General features: G+C 68.9%; 14 protein-coding genes and 1 pseudogene. 10 read left to right on the forward strand and 5 right to left on the reverse strand.

Translation table 11 applies throughout. The features are described 5' to 3' along the window. Positions 1-5: 5 nt before the first annotated feature. Together OHA18_RS38235 and OHA18_RS38240 are read right to left on the reverse strand one after the other, a co-directional pair. Positions 6-800: a metal ABC transporter ATP-binding protein gene (locus tag OHA18_RS38235; protein ID WP_329000268.1), complete on the reverse strand. Its 795-nt coding sequence runs from the start codon at positions 798-800 to the stop codon at positions 6-8. Between the two features lie 17 nt (positions 801-817). Further along, positions 818-1741, reverse strand: coding sequence for a metal ABC transporter solute-binding protein, Zn/Mn family (locus OHA18_RS38240; RefSeq protein ID WP_329000269.1), 924 nt, complete (start codon positions 1739-1741; stop codon positions 818-820). Between the two features lie 241 nt (positions 1742-1982). Between OHA18_RS38240 and OHA18_RS38245 the strand changes: the two are divergent. From OHA18_RS38245 to OHA18_RS38255, 3 genes and pseudogenes are all read left to right on the forward strand, one after another. Continuing rightward, positions 1983-2228, forward strand: a pseudogene (locus OHA18_RS38245) (5-methyltetrahydropteroyltriglutamate--homocysteine S-methyltransferase); the annotation flags it as partial. A 162-nt stretch (positions 2229-2390) separates the two neighbouring features. Further along, positions 2391-4676, forward strand: coding sequence for a CehA/McbA family metallohydrolase (locus OHA18_RS38250; protein WP_329000270.1), 2286 nt, complete (start codon positions 2391-2393; stop codon positions 4674-4676). Beyond that, positions 4676-5065, forward strand: a complete 390-nt coding sequence (locus OHA18_RS38255; RefSeq protein WP_329000271.1) for a hypothetical protein — start codon at positions 4676-4678, stop codon at positions 5063-5065. Before OHA18_RS38250 ends, OHA18_RS38255 begins: the two co-directional genes overlap by 1 nt. On the opposite strand, the gene OHA18_RS38260 is transcribed toward OHA18_RS38255, so the two are convergent. Further along, positions 5059-6075, reverse strand: coding sequence for a hypothetical protein (locus OHA18_RS38260; RefSeq protein ID WP_329000272.1), 1017 nt, complete (start codon positions 6073-6075; stop codon positions 5059-5061). The genes OHA18_RS38255 and OHA18_RS38260 overlap by 7 nt on opposite strands. A gap of 103 nt (positions 6076-6178) precedes the next feature. On the opposite strand from OHA18_RS38260, the gene OHA18_RS38265 reads away from it, so the two are divergent. Then, the gene (locus OHA18_RS38265) at positions 6179-7165 is read left to right on the forward strand and encodes an NAD-dependent epimerase/dehydratase family protein (RefSeq protein ID WP_329000273.1); all 987 of its coding nucleotides are present in this window, start codon (positions 6179-6181) and stop codon (positions 7163-7165) included. On the opposite strand, the gene OHA18_RS38270 is transcribed toward OHA18_RS38265, so the two are convergent. Further along, positions 7146-8036 carry a hypothetical protein gene (locus tag OHA18_RS38270; protein ID WP_329000274.1) on the reverse strand — a complete coding sequence of 297 codons (891 nt, stop codon included), beginning with the start codon at positions 8034-8036 and terminating at the stop codon, positions 7146-7148. The two genes, OHA18_RS38265 and OHA18_RS38270, sit on opposite strands and share 20 nt — an antisense overlap. Before the next feature lie 44 nt (positions 8037-8080). On the opposite strand from OHA18_RS38270, the gene OHA18_RS38275 reads away from it, so the two are divergent. From OHA18_RS38275 to OHA18_RS38285, 3 genes are read left to right on the forward strand one after another with little or no spacing between them, the layout of a single operon-like run. Beyond that, positions 8081-8965 (forward strand): carbohydrate kinase family protein, encoded by an 885-nt coding sequence (locus OHA18_RS38275; protein ID WP_329000275.1) that lies wholly within the window; start codon positions 8081-8083, stop codon positions 8963-8965. Further along, positions 8958-9947, forward strand: a complete 990-nt coding sequence (locus OHA18_RS38280) for a pseudouridine-5'-phosphate glycosidase (protein ID WP_442914356.1) — start codon at positions 8958-8960, stop codon at positions 9945-9947. The genes OHA18_RS38275 and OHA18_RS38280 overlap by 8 nt, the downstream gene beginning before the upstream one ends. A 28-nt stretch (positions 9948-9975) precedes the next feature. Next, entirely contained in the window at positions 9976-12807 is a 2832-nt protein-coding gene (locus tag OHA18_RS38285) for a beta-N-acetylhexosaminidase (protein WP_329000276.1), read from the forward strand. Between the two features lie 88 nt (positions 12808-12895). On the opposite strand, the gene OHA18_RS38290 is transcribed toward OHA18_RS38285, so the two are convergent. Then, a complete protein-coding gene (locus OHA18_RS38290; protein ID WP_329000277.1) occupies positions 12896-13162 on the reverse strand; it encodes a nitroreductase/quinone reductase family protein in 267 nt (88 codons plus the stop codon). A gap of 26 nt (positions 13163-13188) precedes the next feature. On the opposite strand from OHA18_RS38290, the gene OHA18_RS38295 reads away from it, so the two are divergent. From OHA18_RS38295 to ligA, 3 genes are all read left to right on the forward strand, one after another. After that, positions 13189-13563 (forward strand): glyoxalase superfamily protein, encoded by a 375-nt coding sequence (locus OHA18_RS38295; RefSeq protein ID WP_329000278.1) that lies wholly within the window; start codon positions 13189-13191, stop codon positions 13561-13563. A gap of 109 nt (positions 13564-13672) precedes the next feature. Next, complete coding sequence (locus tag OHA18_RS38300; RefSeq protein WP_329000279.1) at positions 13673-16387, forward strand: helix-turn-helix transcriptional regulator; 2715 nt, start codon at positions 13673-13675, stop codon at positions 16385-16387. Positions 16388-16419: 32 nt separating this feature from the next. Further along, the gene (gene ligA, locus OHA18_RS38305) at positions 16420-18411 is read left to right on the forward strand and encodes an NAD-dependent DNA ligase LigA (protein WP_329000280.1); all 1992 of its coding nucleotides are present in this window, start codon (positions 16420-16422) and stop codon (positions 18409-18411) included. Positions 18412-18445 lie beyond the last annotated feature (34 nt).

An 18445-nucleotide genomic window follows, 5' to 3' on the forward strand; every position in this document is an offset into this window, starting at 1 on the left:
CTATCTCACCCGGCCCGCAGTACTTCGGTGTGATGGGTGTCCTCGGGAACACCCGCCACCAGCACCCGGCCGCCCGAACGAACCACCTCGACCGGGGACCGGTACAGCTCGCTCAAGGTCGACGACGTCATCACCTCGTCGACCGTCCCCGTCCGGAAGCGCCCGTTCGCCAGGTAGAGCACGCGGTCGACGTACGGCAGCACCGGATTGATGTCGTGGGTGACGAACACGATCGCGGTGCCGTGCGTACGGCGGCGGCGATCGACCAGGCCTGAGATCGTGCGCTGGCTGTTGAGATCCAGCGACAGCAGCGGCTCGTCGCACAACAGCAGCTTCGGATCGGCAACCAGGGCCTGCGCGATCCGGACGCGCTGCTGCTCACCCCCGGACAGCAACCCGATCGGCCGATCGGCGAACTCGTGCGCACCGACCGACTCGAGCACCTCGTCGATCCGCCGGCGCCGCGTCCGGTCCGGCCGCCCAATCCCCCAGCGATGGCCGTCCAGCCCCTGGCCGACGACATCCCGGGCCCGCAGCGGAGTGAGCGTGTCGATGCGCCGGTGCTGTGGCACATAGCCGATCTTCGTGCTGCCCCGGTGCGGCGGCACGCCCACGACCCGGACGGTCCCGGAGGTCAACGGATGCAGCCCGAGGACCGCCTTCAGCAAGCTCGTCTTCCCCGATCCGTTGCCGCCCAGGACCGCCAGGAACTCCCCCGCGCGCAGGTCCATCGTCAGGCCGCCCCACAACCGGCGGCGGCCGTAGCCGAAGGAAGCGTCGTCGAACTGCAGAACCCTCATCAGATCCACCGCCGGACTCAGGACAGCGCCGAACGGATTGCGTCCAGATTGGCGGTCATCCAGCCCAGGTAGTCCTTGCCCGCGGGCAACGTCTCGGTGACCGGCACGACGGCGACGCCGTTCGCCTTCGCGGCCGCGAGCACCTTCTCGGTCTCGGGACCGGACGTCTGCTCGTTGTAGGCGAGCAGCTTGACCTGCTTCGCGCTGAACAGTCCGAGCGTCTCCTGCAGCACCGTCGCAGGAACATCCGTCCCCTCTTCGATCGCCTCACTGAACTCGCCCGGCGTCTTGTTCACCAGCCCGCAGGCCGTCAGCAGGTACACCGGCACCGGCTCGGTGATCGCGGCGCCGGCGCCGTTGTGATCCGACTTGATCGCGGCCTCGGTCGCCTCGAGCTGCTTCACCTTCCCGGTGAAGGCGGCGGCGTTCGCGGCGTACGTCGAACTGTTCGCGGAATCGACCTCGGACAGCGTGGTCGCCAACTGTGTGGCCAGCTTCTCCATGGACGGGAAGTCGTACCAGACGTGCTCGTTGAGCTCGCCGCCGGGCGGAGCCTTGTGACCTGAGATGTCCACCACATTCACCACCTTCGCCGACGTGTTGCCCGCCGACTTCAGCATCGTGTCCATGAAGTCGTCGTACCCCCCGCCGTTCTCGATCACGACCTGCGCCTTCGACAGCGACAGCTGGGTCTGCGCGTTCGCCTCGTAGGAGTGCGGATCCTGATCCGGGTCGGAGATGACCGCGGTCACCTCGGCCTTGTCCCCCGCGATCTGCCGCACGATGCCGCCGTACACATTGGTCGACGCCACGACCCGCACCCCCGCCGTCGGTGTCGACGCGCCGGCCGCGGCGGCATCTCCCCCGGACGCACCACAGGCGGACAGCAGCGCGACCGCCGCCACCCCCGCCAGGACCCCTGCCGAACCACGCAGCCTCACAGCGCACCCGCCCTCACCAATTGATAATGAAAACCATTCCGCGCTTACCGTAGCACCTTCGCCTCGGTCTCCACCCAACTTTGAGAAGCCACCGCCCAGTTCCAGCACGGAATTGTGGTCGGTGGCTTCTCAAAGTCGGGTATCCCGGCGAGCGGCAGACCGCAGGACCAATCCGGCCGGCCCGGACCCCGAGTGATGGATTAGGACCTGAACGTTCCTTCCTGTTCCACGAGAAGGCCGGCCTCGACGTCCTCGTGCTCTCGAATGGAGCACCGAGGTGTTCCGGCTGACGATCAGCGGAGTGCGAGCGGACACGCAGATCCACACGCACATGTGTTACGTCGAGTTCGGCGACATCCTCAACGCACTCGACGAGATGGATGCCGACGTCGCGAGCCTCGAAGCGGCCCGCTCGTACATGCAAGTCGCGCACGAAGCCGGCTTCCCACGCGGCGTCGGCCCCGGTGTGTACGACATCGACCCACCACGAGTCCCGAGGTCCGCGATTCCCTGCACAACCTCGTCGACGCGGCCCGCGCCGTACGGTCCGAGCTCGCCTGAGCCATCCGACGGTGGCCCGGGAAAAATGGGTCGGGCCACCGTCGCCGGACGGCTAAGCTCGAGGGCCGGTGCACCCCGAGGAGGCCCCGTGTTCCAACCGCTGCACGCTTCTGCGACCCGAGCTGTTGAGAAACTCCGCGACATCGGTGAACCACTACCCGACGACATTGCCGGCCAACTGGCCAAGCTGGCCGACGATTCCCAGTCCTCCGCTGCGGTCGAGGACCTGCTCCGTCCGTATGTCATCGTCGATGTCCGCATCGACGAGCAAGGCCTGACCGCCAGTACGCCGGGCACCGCGCCACCGCGCCTCGTCCAGCATGGCTGGCGAAGCTTCCTGGTCCGGATCGAGAACCCGCATCGACTGCTCGGCGATCTGGCTGCGCAGTCGAACCATGTGCTCGGCACGATCGACTACCACAGCCACGCCGCGCGCATCGCGATAGCCGACACGTTGACGATCGTCCCGCGGATCGAGCGCAGCCGGCTGGAGGTGAAACTGGCCGGTCCGACCGATGTGTCCGGCTTGGACGTCGAGTACAAGGTGATCAGCCTGTACAGCCGCGACAGCGGCACCCACGACGGCGAGCTGGGGTTCACCCTGGCCGTCGAGGAGGCTGAGCACAGCTACACAAGGCCGCCGTTCGCGAAGGCCTGGCGGCGGATGAGCTCCGAGAGTCGCCCGTACGCAGCGACGTACGAGTTCGACTGCCTGCCGGCCCGCGATATCCGGTTCGACATCCGCGAGCCCGACGGCAGCAGCTGCGTTGCGGCGCTCACCGTTCGCGACTCCCAGCGGCGCTCCTACCCGTCGAAGGGGATGCGGCTCGCACCCGACATGTTCTTCCACGAGCACGTGTACCGCGCGACCGGCGAGGTGATCACGCTCCCGGCCGGTCAGTACGAGATCTCTGCGCGCCGCGGTCCGGAGTACCGCGAGGTGCGGGTCGAGGTCGAGCTGTCCGCCGAGGACGACGCGGTCACGATCGAGCTCGATCGGTGGGCCGATCCGGCGCGGCACGGTTACTACTCCGGTGACCCGCACATCCACGCCGGCGGCTGCTCGCACTACAGCGTGCCGTCCGAGGGCGTCACGCCCGAGACGATGATCCGGCACGTCCGCGGCGAAGGCCTGTGGATGGGCAGCGTGCTCACCTGGGGTCCCTGCTACTACCATCAGAAGCAGTTCTTCAGCGGCTCGTCGATCAGCCCGCGCGCCGAGCTGGAGTACCCCGCGATGCAGCGGGCCCAGGGCATGAACTGGGATCCGCAGGACACCGACCACGACAGCCAGAGCCTGCTCCGGTACGACCTCGAGGTCTCGGGCTTCCCGTCCAGCCACTCCGGTCACGTCATCCTGCTCGGGCTCACCGACCAGGACTATCCCGGCACCAAGGTGATCGAGGACTGGCCGTCGTGGAACCTGCCGGTGATGCGGTGGGGCCACGCGCAGAACGCGATGGTCGGGTACGCGCACTGCGGGCTCGGCCTATCGGTCGGCACCGACGAGCTGCCGAACTACGTCGTCCCGGGATTCCAGTCGATCGGCTCGAACGAGATCATCGTCGACGTACCGCTGGGTGCCGCCGACTTCCAGTGCGGCGCCGAGTTCGCGCCGGCCGTCGAGCTGAACATCTGGTACCACCTGCTCAACGTCGGCTACCGCACTCTGATGCTCGGCGAGACCGACTACCCCTGCATCTACGACGACGGTCCCGGCGTCGGGCGTACGTACGTCCAGCTGGCCGAGCCGCCGCAGGGCTCGCAGGCACTGGAGGCGTGGCTCGGCGGGTTGAAGGACAGGGCGTCGTACTTCGGCGACGGGCGCAGCCACGTGTACGACTTCGCCGTCGACGGCGATACGAGCCGTGAGCGTACGACGGACGCGGCCGGACCGGTCCGGGTCAGTGCGACCGTTGCAGCGTGGTTGCCCGAGGAGCCGCCGGCGTTGCCCGCGGCGGGTCAGCCGGCGTACAGCGCACCGGTCGGGTGGCACCTCGAGCGGTCGCGTATCGGCCGGACCCGCACCGTGCTCGTCGAGGTGCTGGTGAACGGCATCCCGGTCGCCTCGCAGGAGCTGGTTGCCGACGGCAACGAGCAGGCGGTCGAGTTCGACGTACCGCTGGAGCGGTCGTCGTGGGTCGCGCTGCGGATCCTGCGCAGTGTGCACACCCAGCCGATCTTCGTCGAGATCGCCGGCCGGCCGATCCGGGCGTCGCGGCGGAGCGCGCAGTGGCTGCACGATTCGGTCGACGCGCTCTGGAAGGCGAAGTCCGGCTTCATCCGCGACACCGAGCGAGCCGAGGCCCGCGAGGCGTACGACGCCGCGCAGGCCGCGTACCTGACCCGTCGAGACGAATCCGAGGTGGACTGATGTACGGCGAACCAGCAGGCTGCTGCGGCCCGGTCGACACGAAGGCCCCGATCTCGGTCACGATCAACCCGGAGGCCCGGGTGAACGTCGCCCGGACCGCGACCCGGTTGGAGCCCGTCGCAACCGGTCACTGGCACCCGATCGACGTCACGATCGTCAACGACGGCTACGTCACCGGCCAGCTGGTCATCGAGAGCGATCCGGTGCCCGGCGTCGAGCTGGATCTCCCGGCTCATGACCTCACCGGCGAACCACGCCAGGAGGGCGCCATCCGAGTCCGCTTCGACGCCCCGACCGTCGTCGACGTCACCCTGAACTTCCGCGCCCTGGGCGCCCTCGGCGGCCTGGCCAGCCACAGCGCGCTCCACCTGCTGCTCCGCAGTCAGTAGGTCTTGTAGTAGATGAGTTCGCCCGACTCGCCCGCGACGGCACCTTCACTCGGGATGAAGAGAGTGACGACGAGGGCGGGTTGGCCGTTGGGGGCAGTGAGGTTGGTGATGGTCGGGTTGGCGAACGCCGTACTGCCGCCATTGGTCTGGATCGTCGTACGGTCGGCGTTGCCGGTCTGGTAGTCGTAGACGAACGTGCGCCAGGAACCGAAGTCGCCCTTGGTGTACTGCCCCTCGATCAGCCCGAAGCTGTAGCCGCGGAAGGCAGTGTTGTCCCGGTCGCCGATGTTGCCGTTGACGCCCCAGTAGAGCAGGGCGTTGTCGAAGTTCGGCTGGGCGGAGGTGGACCAGGAGTTGAAGTTGGTGAGCGTACCGCGCTGCTGCCGGTCGCGATCGCAGTTCCACCAGTAGTGGCCGCCGATGTCGATCCTCGAGTGGTCGATGTCGGGCGACAACGTGACGCTGTAGATGTTCGGCGTACCCTCCGCGCACGACGAGAGCTGCCGCGGTGCGTCGTACGCGCGGCTGACGTTGCCGGCCAGGAGATCTGCGCGAGTCGCGAAGTACCGGAAGGCGAGGTGGTTGTTGCCGCCGCCGGGCTGCTCCTGCTCCCACGCGAGCAGGAACCCTCCGTTCGACGCCTGGACGATCGTCGGCTGCGACGCCGGCCCGGTGTTGCTCCCGGCCAGCTCACGGACCCAGTGCCAGTTGAGCAGATCCGACGAGGTGGCCAGGTTCACCCGGAAGTGCCCGTCGGCGGCCATATGGTGCGAAACGGCGAGATATCCGCCCGCCGGGTCCTGGATGATCTTGACCGTATCCATCACATGACCGGCGTCGTCCTTCACGCCGTACCGCTTCCCGGTGGCGCCGACGACGTTCTCGACGATCCCCCGGAGCTCGGCGCGCGCCGGATCCGACGCGGCCGTCGTCGACGCCTCCGCCGGGCCGGCCACTCCGGCCGACATCAGACAGGTGATCACCAACGCAACACGAAGAACTCTCAGCATGGGCGGCTTCTCTCGTGAAGGATTGCTGCGGATCCGTCAGTCGACGAGGCTACGCCACTCCCGGACGGCAACTGGTTGCCGCTGCGTGCGAGATGCTGGACCCATGACATCCCTGCGTGTTCTCTTTCTTGGTGGGACCGGGATCATCAGCTCGGCGTGCTCCTCGCGGGCCGTCGAGTCGGGGCTCGAGCTCACGGTCCTCAACCGCGGCAAGACCTCGACCCGGCCACTCGCGGCCGAAGCGCGACAGATCACCGCTGACCTCGACGATCCGGCGACCCTGGCTTCGATCGCCCGCGAGGACTTCGATGTGGTCGTCGACTGGTTGGCGTTCACGCCGGAGCAGGTGCGGGCTCGCACCGACGCGCTGCGCGGACACGTCGGCCAGTACGTGTTCATCAGCTCGGCCTCGGCGTACCAGACACCACCGGCCCGGCTGCCGATCACCGAGTCGACGCCGCTGCGCAACCCCTTCTGGCAGTACTCACGCAACAAGATCGCCTGCGAGGACCTGCTGACCGGGCTGTACCGCGACGAGAACTACCCGGTCACGATCGTGCGGCCCTCTCACACCTACGACCGCACACTGGTCCCGTTCGACGGCGGCTGGACGATCGTCGAGCGCATGCGCCGCGGCCAACCCGTCGTCGTACACGGTGACGGCACGTCGCTGTGGACCCTCACTCACCACCGCGACTTCGCCCGCGGACTGGTCCCGCTGCTCGGTCACCCGCGCACGATCGGCGACACGTTCCAGATCACCTCCGACGACGTCCTGACCTGGGACCAGATCGCGCACACCCTTGCCGCCGCGGCCGGCACGACAGCGCAGATCGTCCACGTCCCGTCCGACGCTATCGCTGCCGTCCATCCGGGTTGGGGCGATGGTCTCCTCGGAGACAAGACCCATTCGGCCGTCTTCGACAACACCAAACTCCGCCAGGTGGTACCGGACTACGTCGCCACGATCCCCTTCGAAACCGGAGCCCGCGAGATCGTCGCGTGGTACGACGAAGACCCGTCCCGCCACCACATCGACTCGGCCATCGACGAAGCCATGAACACCCTCATCAGCCGCTACGCCCAGTAACGCGTCGTTGCGGCGGCAGCAGCCGGCGAGACAGTTGGAGTGCGAGCGACGGCGGGGGTCTCCAGACGTCTCGGTCGTCGAGCGGCCACGCGTAGGTCAGCGTTCCGTCGGCGATGAATTCGAGCAGGCCCGGTTCGGCCAGCTCGTGCGCGGACCACTCGTAGATCTGCTGCAGGCGCGGGACGATCACACCGAAGTCCAGGAGCCGGCCGAGTCCGAGCTCCTGGCCGAGGTAGAAGCGCGGGTCGTCGCGGAGCGGGTACTCGTCCGGCAGGACTCGGGAGAGCTGGAAGAAGATCCCGGTCATCCCGAGTCTCGGATCGCCGAGCAGCGGCGCGATCGGGCGAAGCCAGCCCAGAGCGAGCCGTGGTGCTGCGACGAGGGCATGCGCATACAGGACGCGGCACAGTACGACGTTCATGAAGAATCGTTCCGCGGCCGTCTCCGCCTCGGCCAGCTGACGATGCTCGACGTACGCCGCGACGACGCTCCCGTTGTGCGCCCGCCACCATGCCCGTGCGGTCGGGTACTCCGCGAAGGACAACCAGAAGTCGACGGTCCGCGACGAGGACGTGCCGGGCAGGTCTCCGCTCAGTGCGACCGCTTCGCAGCCGTCGCGGAGTACCCGCTCGTTCGCTGCTCGCCACCACGGACTGCCAGGCCGGTCGCTGGACGGCGGCTGCAACACACCGCGCCGCAGCTCCCACCGCATCGCGGAGGTCGCCGCCCGACCGTACGGCAGGTGCCGAGGCGCCTTTCCGTAGGGACCGTAGTAGCACCGCTGCATCAGCGCGAGTCGGCCGGACGGGTCATCACGCACCGCAGCAACCTGCTGCGCGGCCCAGTCGGCCGCCGTCATCCCAGCACTCACTCAGACAGAATGGCATCCGTAGCCGGCACGGGAAGGTGGAAGCGGTGACTCATGCTCTCGTCTGCATCGGCGACCTGGTCGAAGACGTCGTGGTCTGGTCAGCCGGTACGACGCGCGCCGGGACGGACAACCCGGCGCGGATCCGGCGCTCACGTGGCGGCGCAGCCTCCAATGTCGCCGTCTTCGCGAGCAGTCTTGGTACGTCGACCCGGTTCGTCGGCCGGGTCGGTGACGACGCGGCCGGCGCGGCGCTGGTGCAGGATCTGGTCGATGCCGGCGTCGACGCCCGGGTCCAGCGACAGGGAAGCACCGGCACCATCGTCATCCTGGTGGACGACGCCGGAGAACGCACGATGTACCCGGACCGGGCGGCCGCGGCTGAGCTGACCGACGTACCCGACGCGTGGCTCTCCGGTGCGGACGTGATCCATCTCTCGGCGTACTCCCTCGCCGGCCCGTCGTTGTCTGTCCTTCGTCGGGCGTCCGGCATCGCCCAGGCCGAGGGCGCGATCCTCACCGTCGACGCGTCCTCGATCGCGCTCATCGATGCTCTTGGACCCACGCGGTTCCGCGACCTGATCAGAATCTTGCGGCCGACGTACATCTTCGCCAACGGGATCGAGGCCGACGTCGGCGACCTGCGAGGCCTTGCCGAACCGGGTACGACGGTCGTCGTCAAGAACGGTGTGGAACCCACAGAGATTCATCTCGACGGCGCCAAGACAGTGACCGTCGACGTATCTCCGGTCGGAGAAGTGCTCGATACGACCGGCGCCGGCGACGCGTTCGCCGCCGCGTTCTTGTCCGCCGTACTCGCCGGAGCAGATGCCGTTGAGGCGGTCCGAGCCGGCCACGGCCTTGCCAGCAGGGTGCTCCGCGAACCTGGTGCCACCCTCTCCCCTGATGAGATCGGAGTCGCGCGTGATTGAACCCGTCCTGTCCGACGAAGTGACCCAAGCTCTGGCCGAAGACCGCGCCGTCGTCGCGCTCGAGTCGACGATCTTCTCGAACCTCGGTCTGCCCGCTCCGGCGAACGCCGACGCGCTCGAACTCTGCAAGCAGGCAGTCGTCGACCACGGCGCCGTACCGGCCGTGGCCGCCATCCTGGATGGCCGGCCACATGTCGGTCTCCTGCCGGACGAGGAGAAGCGCGTACTGCAAGGCACCCGCAAGGTCGCCGAACGCGACCTTGCCGTGGCGCAGGCGCAACGATGGGACGTCGGCGTGACGACGGTCTCGGCGACGGTCGCCCTGGCGCACGCGGCCGGTATTTCGGTCTTCGCCACCGGCGGTATCGGCGGTGTCCACCGCGGGTCAGAACTCAGCGGCGACGTCTCGGCCGACCTCGACGCGATCGCCAACCACCCGGTCATCACCGTCTGCGCGGGCGCCAAGGCGTTCCTCGATCTGCCGCGGACCCTCGAATACCTCGAGACCGCGGGCGTCCCGGTCCTGGGTTGGCAGCATGACTGGTTCCCGGCCTTCTACACGCGGTCAAGCGGTCTGCCGATTCCGCATCGTGTGGATGACGAGCGCGTGGTCTGCGACGTACTCCGCTACCGTGCTCGGCCGGCGACCGGCGTACTGCTGACCGTTCCGATCCCGGTCGGCGACGAGATCCCGGCGGCGCCATCGACGCCGTACTCACGGCCGCGTTGGAGGCGAGTGCTCAGGCCGGAATCGCCGGGCCCGCCGTCACACCGTACGTCCTGGGCAGGATCGAGAAGGAGACGGACGGACAGAGCGTCCCGGCCAACCTCGCACTGGCCCGGAACAACGCCGGCCTCGCGGCCCGGATCGCTGTCGCGCTGCAAAGCCAGTAGGTTTCGAAACTTCTCATCGTTAGTTTCTTGCGCGCACGGTGGGTGGGGCGGAAAATCACCGGTACGGTCGCCCTCCAGGCCCGCGTGACACCGCCATGCACCGGTAAAGGAGTGACGTGAGAATCTCGTTCCGCGCTGTCCCTGCATTGACAATCGGCGCGCTGGTGGCCGCAGTTCTGATCCCACTGACGACAGGTCAGGCGTCCGGCACACCCGTGTCCGCCGACGCCACCGAGAGCGTCAACCTCGCCCTCCTCCCCGGCGCGGTCGCGTCGGCCAAGTCCCAACGCACGACGGCGCCCGCGGCGACGTACGCGCCCGCCAACGCGACCGATGTGTTCGTCCACAACGGGTGGACGTCGAACTACGCGTCGGTGGGCAACGGGTACGACCCGACGCAGGACTGGTTCCAGGTCAAGCTGGCCACGCCCGCCCCGGTGTACGAGGTGTTCAGTCGCTGGACGTCTCCGTCCAAGCCGAGCGAGTACGACCTGCAGGTCTCGACGGACGCCGACTGCCAGACCTGGTCGACGGTCACCCACGTGGTGAATCCGGCCGACAAGGACTCGCAGGTCATCGATCGCACGGACCCGGTCTCGTGCGTCCGGATGCAAGCCACAGCGACGACGTCCACCACCGGGTACACGCTGAACGAGTTCGAGATCTGGTCGGGCCCCAAGCCGCCGCCGACCGTGGGACAGATCATTCCCGTGCCGGTGAAGCAGACCCCCGGCAGCGGTCAGCCGTGGGAGCTCACGGCCAAGTCGCGGATCGTCGTCTCCAGCAGCGCCCTCACCGCCGCCGGCGAGGTGCTCGCCGGGTACCTGCGGCCGGCGACCGGGTTCGTGCTCCCCGTGGTGACGGGTTCCGCCACCGCCGCCGACATCTCGCTGTCGGTCGGATCGGTGTCCGGTATCCCGGCCGACAAGACCGACGAGGGCTACTCGCTCACCGTCTCGAGTGCCGGCGTGAAGATCGCGGCGCCGCAGGCACACGGGCTCTTCAACGGCTTCATCAGCCTGCGACAACTGTTGCCCGCAGCAATCAACTCGCCGGCCGCCGGCGCCGGCCCCTGGATCGCGCAGCCGATCACGGTCCTCGACTACCCGCGGTACCCGCACCGAGGTCTTCAGCTCGACCCGGCCCGCAACTTCATGACCGTGGCCGAGATCCGCTCGATGATCGACCAGCTGGCCGCGTTGAAGGGCGACCGGCTGCATCTGCACCTGAGCGACTCCCAGTCCTGGCGCCTCGAGATCAAGGGGTACCCGGCACTCGACGGCACCGGATGCAACGGTGCGGCCTGTATCGCGGGCTTCTACACGCAGGAGGACTTCAAGGGCCTGGTCAAGTACGCCGCCGACCGCTTCATCGAGATCGTCCCGGAGCTGGAAGGCCCGGCCCACGCCACGGCTGCAGTCAGGTCTCTGGGCGGCGTCGCGGTCATGGGCTGCCAGGGTCAGACCCAGACCGACCGGTTCTGCACCAACCCGAACGACCCGGCGAGTGAGCGGGCGCTCGCGTTCTGGCGGGATGCGATCGCACAGCTTGCCGCGATCTCGCCCGCACCGATCGTCCACATCGGCGGCGACGAAGCCATCGGGATGCCCCACGAGGACTACAAGTGGTGGATCGGGCAGATGGAGAAGATCGTCAACGCCAACGGCAAGCAGCTGATGGGCTGGAACCCGGCCCTGGAGGGCTACGCGCCGGGCTCGACGTCGATCAACCACTACTGGTCGGACTACACCGGCGGCGGTCCGCCGCTGATCAAGCCCGAATGGTTCAACCAGCACCGCCCGGTCATCACGACCCCGGAGTGGAACGCCTACCTCGACTTCGGGTACGACGGTTCGCCCGGCCGCACGCCGAGGACCGAGCTCGACAAGGCGTACACGTGGGACCCGGAGTGGGTGTACGAGAAGTACCGCTCGGTCTGGGCGCAACCGGCGTACGGCGGACCGAAGGCCGAGGACATCATCGGCATCGAGGCGCCGATCTGGGGCGAGCAGATGCGCGGACTGGCCACCAACGAGTACATGGTGTTCCCGCGGCTGGCCGGGATCATGGAGAAGGCGTGGTCGCCGAAGGTGCTCACGCAGGACTACGACGCGTACGTGCAACGGCTCAGCGTCGCCGGGCCGCGGTGGGCGTTCGCGAACGTGAACTACGGCTCCATCGCCCAGGTCCCGTGGGATCCGGAATCGATGGGCACGCTGACCCGGTTCGGCGTGGACAGGACCGTCACCAACGCGACTGTGGGACGTCTGGCCGCCGGGTCGATTCCGCCGGGTGAGGTCACCGCGACGATCGATTGGGGCGACGGGTCCCCGACGGAGGCCGCCGGTGTCGCAGGGCGCGACTACCTAGCGAGTCAGCGTCAGGGCAGAAGTCTGATGACCGTCAGCGGGAGCCACACCTACCCGGCCGACGCGACGTACCACGGGACCGTCACGTACAGCCGTCAGGCTCAGACCTGGGTCGTGCCGTTCGTCGCCACCGGTGTCCCGTCCTGTACGTCGATGCTCACCGGCACGCACAACGGCCCGCTGACCGTATCGTCGGGCGTCGCCTGCTTCGATGGCGCGACTGTTTCAGGACCGGTGACCGTCGCCGCAGGCGCCGGGCTGTACGCGTCCGGGTCCGAGTTCCGCGGCCCGGTGTCGGCGTCCGGCGCAGGCAACGTCCTCCTGTGCGGTACGACGGTGTCCGGACCGGTGAGCGTCACGGGCCGGACCCGGGTCTGGCTCGGCAACCCGGCCGGCGAATGCGCACCGACAACGATCAAGGGCCCGGTCTCCGTACAGAACAACACGGGCTCGACCATCATCTCCGGCAACCGCATCAGCGGCCCACTCTCCTGCGCCGGCAACTCCCCCGCACCAACCAACGCCGGCTACCCCAACACTGTCGCCGGCCCGAAGTCCGGCCAGTGCGCGAAACTCTGACGTAGCAGCCCGGGGGCCTGGTCGGCTTGGACCAGCGACCAGGCTCCCCACCTAGGCAGCGCGCTTCCTGATGGACCGCCCAGGCACACTAGGGTCGGAAGGAGTGCGGGTCTGCGGTCAGGTTGCCCAGCCAGGCGGGTGGTTTGTCGGAGCCTCCGCGTGATGCGACCACCAGATAGTCGTCGCCGTCGCGGGCGTACGTCAGGCCGTTCGTTCGTTGTACCCCGGTGCGGCGGCCGGTTGTTCGTAGCAACAGAGTCGGGTTGCCGAACAACAACCGGTGGCCGAGGAACCCGTCGGTGTGTTCGTAGATCCACTGGTGTGCCTGCAGGACCCTCCCGAAGAGGCTGCTCATGGGGGTGAGCGTAGTAGGTTGCGCGCATGGAATGGAGACTTGAGCTGGTGTCGGTGCCGGTGTCGGATGTGGATCGGGCCAAGGCGTTCTATACCGAGCAGGTCGGGTTTGTCGCCGATCATGACCACCAGGTGAGCGACGAACTGCGGTTCGTGCAGCTCACGCCGCCCGGATCGGCGTGCTCGATCGCGCTCGGTACGGGCATGGGTCAGGGCGAGCCGGGATCGGTGCGCGGACTGCAGATCGTCGTCGACGATGCGGACGCGGCGCGGGCCGAGCTCGCCGGACGCGGGGTCGAGGTGTCGGAGGTCCAGGAGTTCCCGTGGGGCCGCTTCGTCTTCTTCAGCGACCCGGACGGCAACACCTGGGCCCTCCAGCAGATCACCAACAGGTCGAACTGATCAGTCGGGTACGACGTGTTGCGGCTGGCTCGTGGGCCGGTGGTGGTTGTCGGGGCGGGTGCCGTGTGAGCGTTTGCGTTCCAGGCGATCGCGGTGAAAGCCTGATCGAATGGCGGAGCGTGAATTGCGGGGCCGGCAGCACGAGCTCGCCGTACTGACCCGGATGCTCGAGTCCGCCCGGCAAGGACGCAGCGACGCCCTGGTACTCCGCGGCGAAGCCGGCGCCGGCAAGTCGGCGTTGCTCGACGCGCTGGCCACGAGCGTCCAAGGCTGCCAGGTCGCGCGGACCGTCGGCATCGAGTCCGAGATGGAGCTCGCCTACGCCGGGCTCTATCAGCTCTGCCGCCCGTTCCTCGACCGGATGGAGCGACTGGCGAGGCCGCAGCACGAGGCGCTGGGGATTGCGTTCGGCCGGCTGAGCGGACCGGCCCCGGATCGGTTCCTGATCGGCCTCGCCGTACTGAACCTGCTGTCCGACGCGGCAGCCGAGCAGCCCGTCCTGTGCGTGGTCGACGATGCCCAGTGGCTCGACCTGATGTCCGCGCGGATCCTCGCCTTCGTCGCCCGGCGGCTCGAGGCGGAGTCGGTGGTGATGGTGTTCGCCGTCCGCGACGGAGCCGACCACGAGCTGACCGGGTTCAACGAGCTCGAAATCCGCGGCCTCGACGACGCCGACGCCCGGGCCCTGCTGGAGTCGGTGCTGCCTGGACCGGTCGACCCGCGCGTTCGCGACCGGATCGTGGCCGAGACCCGGGGCAATCCGCTTGCCCTGCTCGAGCTCCCCCGCGCCTGGACCGCGGCCGAGCTCGCCGACGGTCTTCGCAGTACGACGCTCGCCGGCCAGATCGAGGACAGCTTCGTACGGCGACTCGAAGTACTGCCGGCCGACACCCGGCTGCTCCTGCTTGTCGCAGCGGCCGAACCGCTCGGCGACGCGACCCTGCTCTGGCGAGCGGTCGAGCAACTCGGCCTGGGCGCCGACCCGGCCGCGGCGGCAATCGAATCGGGACTGATCACGTTCGGCCAGCAGATCGCGTTCCGGCATCCGCTGGTGCGCTCCGCGGCGTACCGGACGGCGACGGCGCAGGATCGGCAAGCCGTACACCAGGCCCTCGCAGACGCCACCGATCCTGACGTCGACCCGGACCGGCGCGCGTGGCATCGGGCCCAGGCGACCGTTCGGCCCGACGAAGAGGTCGCGGCGGAGCTCGAACGATCCGCACAGCGCGCCCAGGCCCGCGGTGGCTTCTACTCGGCCGCGGCCTTCCTCCAACGCTCCGCCGAACTGACCCCGGACCCGGGCCGCAGAGCCCAACGGACGCTGGCCGCAGCCGTGGCGAAGCGCAGCTGCGGCGCACTCGACTCCGCGCTGGAGCTGCTCCGCGCAGTCACCGCCGGTCCCCCGGACCCGCTGCGTACGGCGGAGGCCGAGCAGCTCCGCGGCGAGATCGCCTTCGACCAGGGCCGTGCCCGCGACGCCGCCCGCGGTCTGCTGGACGCGGCCAAGCAACTCGATCCGCACGACCCCGATCGCGCCCGGGTGGCCTACCTCGAAGCGATGTCGGCCGCCATCTGGGCCAGCGGCCCGAACGCGCCGGGCATCGTCGCCTACGCCGCGGCCGAGGCTCCTCCCCCGGCCGCATCGAATCCGCCGGCTGACGTGCTGCTGCAGGCGCTCGCGCTGCGCTTCACCCGCGGCTACGCGGCCGCCGCGCCCCACCTCACGCAGTCGCTCGACCAGGCGCGTGAGGCCGACTACGCCGACGACTGGCTCTGGCTGGCCGGCAACCGCGGCAGCGGCATCGTCGCGATCGAGGTGTGGGACTACGAGGCCGCGCTCGAACTCGCCGCCCGGCAGGAGCGGATGGCCCGCGCGACCGGTGCGCTCGTCCAACTGCAGTTCGCGCTGAACTTCCGCGCCAACCTGCTCAGTGTGGTGGGTGATCTGGAAACGGTGTCCCGCCTCGTCGACGAGGACGCCGATATCGCCACGGCGACCGGCAACCCCAGCACCGGGTCCGGACGGCTGCTGCTCGAAGCCTTCCGCGGCAACGAGGCGACAGCTCGCGGGCTGATCGACACAGCCACGCGAAGGGCGACCGATCAGGGCCAGGGCCGGATGGCGGCGTTCGCGACGTACACGAACGCGGTTCTACACAACGGTCTCGGCCGGTACGACGTCGCCAGGGACGCGGCGCTGCAGGTGTTCGAGCAGGACGTCCTCGGGTACGGCGTACTCGTGGCCGGCGAGCTGGCCGAGGCCGCATCGCGAACGGGCGACACCAAACTCGTCGAGACCACCCTCGCCTGGCTGACCGAGCGCACCACCGCGACCCCGACGGACTGGGGACGCGGGATCGAGGCGCGCACCCGAGCGCTGCTCGGCGCCGACGAGAACGCGTACCGTCAGTCGATCGACCACCTCGGCCGGACCACCCTCCGGGTCGAGATCGCCCGTTCGCACCTGCTGTACGGCGAATGGCTGCGGCGCGAAGGCCGACGTGTCGACGCCCGCGAACAGTTACGCCTCGCGCACGAGCAGCTGGACGAGATGGGCCTCCGAGCCTTCGCGGAACGAGCCCGTCACGAACTGCTCGCGACCGGTGAGACGGTCCGCAAACGCCGCCCGGACACGTTCAACGACCTCACCGCCCAGGAAGCCCAGATCGCCGGTCTGGCCCGCGACGGCATGACCAACCCCGAGATCGCGGCCCAGATGTTCATCAGCCCCCGCACGGTCGAGTGGCACCTCCGCAAGACGTTCTCCAAGCTCGGAATCACGTCTCGCCGTCAGCTGCGTAACGCCCTTGCTCGCAGCAACTGACGTTGTCGGACGGCCCCGGTAAGGTCCTCGCTGTGGATGTTGGGGAGCGGATTCAGGAACTTGCCGATCGGATCGTCGTGCTGCGGGACGCCTACTACCGGGGTTCGCCGGTGGTGGCCGACGCGGAGTACGACGTGGTCGAGGACGAGCTGCGGTCGCTGATCGAGGCCAACCCGGAGCTGGCCCCGGACCCGAATCCGTTGGAGCAGGTGGGCGCGCCGACGGTGCTGCATGCGCCGGTCCGGCACTCGCGGCCGATGCTGTCGCTGGAGAAGGCGACCCGCCCGGAGCAGGTCGAGGCCTTCTTCAACCGCTTCCCCGGCCAGTCCGTGGTCGTGATGCCGAAGCTGGACGGTCTGTCACTCGCCCTCGTCTACGAGGATGGGCGACTGGCCCGCGCGATCACTCGCGGCGACGGGACGACGGGCGACGACGTGACCCCGCTGGTGCGGGCGCTCACCGACGGAGTCCCGGCCAAGCTCGACGTCCAGGACCGCGTCGAGGTGCGCGGCGAGGCGGTGATGCTGCGCTCCACCTTCACGGCGTACAACGCGGCCCACCCCGACAAGCCGCTGATCAACCCGAGGAACGCCGCCGCCGGCACGCTCCGCGCCAAGGACCCGGCCACCGTCGCCGAGCGGCGGCTGCAGTTCCTCGCCTTCGACCTGCTCACCGACAACAGCACCGACACCGGTCTTGAGCGCGCGCTCAAGACCATGGGGTTCACCGTCGCCGACATGCGCCACTGCGACGACGCGGCCGCGGCGCAGGCGGTGATCACCACGATCGAGCAGCAGCGTAACGACCTGGACTACGACCTCGACGGCGCCGTACTGCGGCTGGCCGACCGCGATGCGTTCGCCGCCGCGGGGACCCGGTCGAGCTCGCCCCGTGGCGCGCTGGCGTTCAAGTTCGCCGCCGAGGAGAAGACCACCGTGCTGGCGGACGTGGTCTGGGACGTCGGGAAGACCGGCAAGATCGCGCCGGTCGCCTGGCTCGAGCCGGTCTTCGTCGGCGGTACGACGGTCACCCGCGCGACCCTGGCCAACCAGGAGGTGATCCGCGCCCGCGACATCAAGATCGGCGACACGGTCCTGGTCCGCCGGGCCGGCGACGTGATCCCGTTCGTGGCCGGCGTACTCGACGCCTCCAAGCGCACCGGCGACGAGCAGGACATCGTGCCGCCGGTCGTCTGTCCGTCCTGCGGCTTCCCGCTGACCGAGCAGGGCAACAGCCGCGAGCTGTTCTGCACCAACGTCTCCTGCCCGGCCCAGACCGTCCGGCGGCTGATCCACTGGGCGTCCCGCGCCGCGGCCGACATCGACGCGATCGGCGGAGTCTGGATCGAGCGACTGGCCGACGCCGGGATCCTGGAGAACCCGTCGGACTTCTACCACCTGACCGCGGAGCGGCTGCTCGAGTTCGACCGCATCGGCGAGATCTCGGCCGCCCGGATGATCGAGTCGATCAACGCCAGCCGTCAGGTCGGCCTGCGCCGGGCCATGATCGGCCTCGCGATCCCGATGGCCTCCGAGGGCACCGCGGCCCGGCTGTGCCGGGCGGGCTTCGCCTCGCTGGAAGCCGTCGCCGACGCCGGCGAGGAGGGTCTGGTCGCGGTGGACGACATCGGCCCCAAGGTCGCTGCGTCGTTGATCGAGCACCTGACCCGGCTACGGCCCGAGCTCGAGCGGTTGCGGGCGGCCGGCGTCTCGCTCGACGTACGCGAGGAGGACCTGCCGCCCGTCGTCGCGGCCGGGGCTCCGCTGGCCGGCAAGACCGTGGTCGTGACCGGCTCCATCAGCGATCCACGCTCGGGTGAGAAGGTGGCTCGCCCGGCCTTCCAGCGACTCTGCGAGAAGGCCGGCGCGACCATCGCCTCGTCGGTCTCGGCCAGCACCGACTTCCTCATCACCGGCGCCGACGTCGGCGCCGCCAAACTCACCAAGGCCGAGAAGCTCGGCGTCACCGTCGTCGACCAGGCCGAGATCTGGCAGCAACTCCAGGCCGCCGATCTCCTCAACTAGATATCGGTCCGCCGGAACGGGAAGAACTCGCAGC

The sequence above is a fragment of the Kribbella sp. NBC_00709 genome (assembly GCF_036226565.1).
In the GTDB taxonomy this organism is placed as follows: domain Bacteria; phylum Actinomycetota; class Actinomycetes; order Propionibacteriales; family Kribbellaceae; genus Kribbella.